Here is a 4,204-nt window from a genome sequence, read left to right as displayed (position 1 = left end):
CCCAATACATTCTCTGCAGAATGAGCTACGGCTCCCAGATTCGTCAGCCCCAGAAATCCACAAGTCCCTTTGATGGTATGTATGGTACGAAAAATACTGGCTATCAGCTCAGCATTTTGTGGATCTTTCTCAAGCTCAACAATTTCTGAGTCTAGTTGACCTAAATTCTCCCAGCTTTCTGCTAAGAACTCCTGCAGAATATCGTCCATCAGCCCGTCCTGGTGATAAGGGAACGTAATATGATATTTAAAGACATTATGAAGAGATTCTAAGTTGCTTCTCAGTAGGATCTTATCAACATCACTTTATGCGTGACCTGTTAATATATTCCCCCTAACCAGGAACTTTCTCCCCAGAATCAACATCGTCATTTCTGCTGGAGCCCCTTTAGGATGTATTACTCTCAGATCCCCGAGGGAGGGGAATCCTCTGATTTAATTTGTATATCAAAATAACCATCCACATTTTTAATATCATTTGTAATCTCCTTTCTCATATAGAGTTATTATCCCAAACGCCTAACAATCATATTATTTAGCACATTCAATTATTAAGAACTGGAAGGTGAACTTAGCGATCGGTTGTGTGGTTGTCCCTCGCACATTACAATCCAATTTGATTTGAAATCAGCTGGTACCCGCATTGATTTCTTAAAGAAATCATTAGACTTAGCGGTTGCCTTCAATTGATAAACATAATTTGTTTTAGAGTAAGGAGTTAGTTACGTGGCTGCGGTAAAGGTTGGTATCAATGGTTTTGGACGAATTGGCAGAATTACATTCAGAGCACTGGCTGCTCGACCAGAGGAATTTGAAGTCGTTGCAATTAACGACCTCGGAGATCCTCAAAAACTGGCATTGCTTTTAAAATATGACAGCGTTCAAGGCCGTTTCCCCGGTACAGTCGATGTCGAAGGCAATACCCTGATAGTGAACGGCAAAAAAGTACAAGTCTGTGCAGAGCGAGACCCGCGTGAGTTACCTTGGAAAGAACTGGGAGTTGAAGTCGCTCTAGAATCAACTGGATTCTTTACCAATCGAGAAAAAGATGGTAAACCAGGGTATGATAGTCACCTGACAGCGGGAGCACGCAAAGTCGTCATCTCTGCTCCTGCTAAAGATGCACCAGACCTGACAGTCGTATTTGGCGTCAATGATGATCAGTTATCTGCTGAGCATAAATGCGTTTCCAATGCAAGCTGCACAACAAACTGTCTGGCTCCAATGGCAAAGGTCATTCATGAAAACTTTGGAATTGAACATGGGCTCATGACGACCGTGCATGCTTACACGAACGACCAAAGAGTTTCAGACCAACTTCATGCTGATCCACTTCGCGCACGTGCTGCCGCAATCAATATCATTCCAACAACAACGGGTGCTGCGAAAGCAGTAGGACTTGTCCTTCCGGAATTGAATGGGAAATTGACCGGCCTAAGTCTTCGGGTTCCTGTTCCCGTTGGTAGTATCACAGATTTAGTGGTCACTTTGAGCAAAGATGCTTCTGTAGAAGACGTCAACGCAGCCATGAAAGCTGCCGCTGATGGCCCAATGAAAGGAATTCTTGAGTACAATACCGATCCTATTGTCTCCAGTGACATCATTGGAAATACTCACAGTTCTATCTTTGATGCCACTTGGACAACACAAATCGGTGGAAATATGCTCAAAGTCTTAAGTTGGTACGACAATGAGTATGGCTATTCAAGTCGGACAGCAGATATGATTGCTCGATTAGCACAACTGTAACCTGAATAAGAGCTTAATTGCTCCTTTCGCACAAGACAGTACTTAAATTACAGCCGAGATGGATTGCATCTCGGCTGTTTTTCCACCTTACCACAACTAAACATAAGGATAGATATTATAATTTTCGACTAGACGTTGCTCAACAAGGTCGTCAAAATATCCCGCTTCTAATATGACTTCTCCTAATCGTGTTCTGATAAGTTAACTCATCAAAGATTCTAAGAAATTTTTTTCGCTTTGAATTGTATATAATTCTATAAATCAATGATCAATCCTGACCTGTCTAATAAATTCAAATCTCAGTTTCCAGTAATCTCCCCGTCAATGTTGAAGTGTGACTTTGGCAATCTTCACAGGGAAATTGAATTATTGGAAATGGCTGAAGCCCCAGCGCTCCATTGGGACGTCATGGATGGTAATTTTGTTCCGAATCTTTCATACGGGGCCCTCTTAATTGAGCGCATCAGGCCTTTAACTCAGATGTTTTTTGACGCCCATCTGATGATCAGCAATCCGGAAAAATACATTGAGGATTATATCAATGCCGGATGTGATTCGATTACAATTCATATTGAAGCTGCTCCCAACCCAAAAGACCTGCTGGAACATCTCGCTCAATCTGGTGTATTGCCTGGTTTAGCCATCAGCCCAGAGACCTCTTTAAATATGATCGAGCCTTATCTCGAATACTGCGGCTTAGTTTTAGTAATGAGTGTTGAACCTGGATTTGGAGGTCAGTCGTTTATAAAATCCAGTTTACAAAAAATTAAACAGCTCAAGGCCATGATCTCCGATGATACTATTCTTTCCGTTGATGGAGGAATTGGAATGGAGACAATCGCTGGAACGGCAAGTGCTGGCGCAAACTATTTTGTTGTGGGCAGTGCGATATTCAATCAGACCGATTATTCTACAGCTGTCCGCGAACTGGCGCAAAAAGCCAGGAGCGAATCAGCTTCCTTTACGTAAAAGAGACTTGATACAATGCCAACTGTGGTACTTATTCGACCTGGTTGTACAGACTTCGATCGTGATGAACGAATTCAAGGAACTTTGGACCTCCCTTTGAATGCAGAGGGTGAGGAACAAGTTAAAAATCTTGTTACGAAAATCGAAAATTCTGGTATCGAAACAATCATTACATCCTCTTCAGAACCAGCACTCTCAACAGCCGAACAGTTAGGGGAAACCCTCAACATTCCTGTCAAAGAAAAAGAGGGGTTAAAAAATCTGAACCAGGGGCTCTGGCAGGGACTCGAATTCGAGGAAGTTCGACGAAAATACCCGAAACTCCTCAAACAGTGGACCGAATCACCAGAAACCGTTTGTCCGCCCGAAGGAGAATTAGCTTCGGAAGCAGTGAAACGTGTCAAAAAAACGCTGCAGAAGTATTTAAAAAAGAAACAAAGTTTTGCGATTGTTGCCTCTGAACCTTTGGCAACTATTATTGCTAATGTATTACGAAATGATCAAACGGAAAAAATCTGCTTTGAGCATAGTGGTCGATTTTGTCAAAATGAATTGTTTGAAATTCTTGAATCACCAGCGAAAAAAGGTGATGCAAAACACGTAAATCTTGACGATCACTCTGAAAAGAAGAGTTCTCAACAAGATCAAGGGTGCCATGACGAAAAGTGGCGATTCGAGGAGGCTAAGTGAAATGAGTTCTACTCCCAAGTCTAATGTCGATTCATGGCTAAGCCATTCCTCCCGCCCAAAACGAGGAGTCCCCGAAGGTTTATGGTTACGCTGCAATGAATGTAATGCCACTGTATTCAGAAAACAGGTAGAGCAAGGGCTTGGTCTTTGTCCGGAATGTGACCATCATTTCTACATTTCCGCTCAAACACGTATTCAACAACTGCTTGATCCTGACAGTTTTGAAGAATGGTATTCAGATTTATCTGCAGGTGATCCATTGGAATTTGCAGACAAAAATAAGACCTATAAAGACCGCCTGGTCGCTGAACAAAAGAAAACAGGAATGACAGATGCTTGTCTCGTAGGTCGTGGGTATATGCGTGGCCGTCCCCTCGTGGTGGGCATCACTGATTCTTCCTTCATAATGGGTAGTATGGGATCCGTGGTTGGAGAAAAACTGACTCGTGCGATTGAACAGGCCACTGAGTTAAAACTCCCATTAATTATTATTAGTGGTTCTGGTGGGGGTGCACGAATGCATGAAGGCATTTTCTCATTGATGCAAATGGGGAAAGTCTCAGCAGCATTAGGCCGGTACCATGAAAAAGGGGGATTATTTATCTCCGTGCTGACTCATCCGACAATGGGAGGCGTTGCTGCCAGTTTTGCCTCATTAGGCGACATTGTGATTGCTGAGCCGAAAGCGCTGGTCGGTTTCGCGGGACCTCGCGTTGTTGAGGCAACTGTCAAAATTCCCCTGCCAGAAGGTTTTCAAACCAGTGAATTTCTTTTGGAACACGGTTTTGTCGATCGCA

5 protein-coding genes are annotated in these 4,204 nt (G+C 43.0%); 4 read left to right on the top strand and 1 reads right to left on the bottom strand.

All coding sequences use genetic code 11. The annotated features are described in order from the left end of the window. Window positions 1-209 (bottom strand): Hpt domain-containing protein (locus Q0668_RS02770; protein ID WP_298859697.1); only part of this gene is annotated, 209 nt, incomplete at its 3' end. A gap of 516 nt (window positions 210-725) precedes the next feature. Here Q0668_RS02770 and gap point away from each other — a divergent pair. The 4 genes from gap to accD all read left to right on the top strand — a co-directional run. Continuing rightward, a complete protein-coding gene (gap, locus tag Q0668_RS02765) occupies window positions 726-1,748 on the top strand; it encodes a type I glyceraldehyde-3-phosphate dehydrogenase (protein WP_298859695.1) in 1,023 nt (340 codons plus the stop codon). Between the two features lie 264 nt (window positions 1,749-2,012). Beyond that, window positions 2,013-2,717: a ribulose-phosphate 3-epimerase gene (rpe, locus tag Q0668_RS02760; RefSeq protein WP_298859694.1), complete on the top strand. Its 705-nt coding sequence runs from the start codon at window positions 2,013-2,015 to the stop codon at window positions 2,715-2,717. Window positions 2,718-2,732: 15 nt separating this feature from the next. Continuing rightward, window positions 2,733-3,407, top strand: a complete 675-nt coding sequence (locus Q0668_RS02755; protein WP_298859692.1) for a histidine phosphatase family protein — start codon at window positions 2,733-2,735, stop codon at window positions 3,405-3,407. A 1-nt stretch (window position 3,408) separates the two neighbouring features. Further along, window positions 3,409-4,204: acetyl-CoA carboxylase, carboxyltransferase subunit beta (accD, locus tag Q0668_RS02750; RefSeq protein ID WP_298859690.1), on the top strand; the 796-nt coding region annotated here is incomplete at its 3' end.

The sequence above is a fragment of the uncultured Gimesia sp. genome, from assembly GCF_937910335.1.
GTDB lineage: Bacteria > Planctomycetota > Planctomycetia > Planctomycetales > Planctomycetaceae > Gimesia.
This window is presented reverse-complemented; position numbering and strand designations above follow the sequence as displayed.

What these genes read in the sequence shown, in the direction of transcription:
- rpe (WP_298859694.1), top strand. Translation starts at nt 2,013, where the DNA reads ATGATCAATCCTGACCTGTCTAATAAATTCAAATCTCAGTTTCCAGTA.
- Q0668_RS02755 (WP_298859692.1), top strand. Translation starts at nt 2,733, where the DNA reads ATGCCAACTGTGGTACTTATTCGACCTGGTTGTACAGACTTCGATCGT.